Origin of the sequence: Pseudoalteromonas sp. P1-9 (assembly GCF_001399975.1) — a bacterium.
Classification (GTDB): Bacteria; Pseudomonadota; Gammaproteobacteria; order Enterobacterales; family Alteromonadaceae; genus Pseudoalteromonas.
In genome coordinates, this window is sequence record NZ_LKBD01000201.1 from 1 (window position 1) to 208 (window position 208).

The window sequence follows — 208 nt, forward strand, 5'->3', positions numbered from 1 at the left end:
GGTAACTCATCAGCTTACGCGGATGGTCGAAGCGGGTTAAATCGCCAAGCTCAGCGACAACGCCAGCGGCCACGAGTAAACGAACACCACGCATCGCTTGTATTGCTTTAACAACGGGGTAATAACGCCATTGATAAACATGGTGGGAGAGTTCATTATCAAGTCGTTCTAGACGACTTATTCTTTCAGTAATAGTGTGAATAAACTC

The 208-nt window shown here is 46.2% G+C and carries 1 protein-coding gene; it reads right to left on the reverse strand.

Annotation, left to right across the window (positions count from 1 at the left end):
• Positions 1 to 208: transposase (locus AN214_RS22400; RefSeq protein WP_152960876.1), on the reverse strand; the 208-nt coding region annotated here is incomplete at both ends.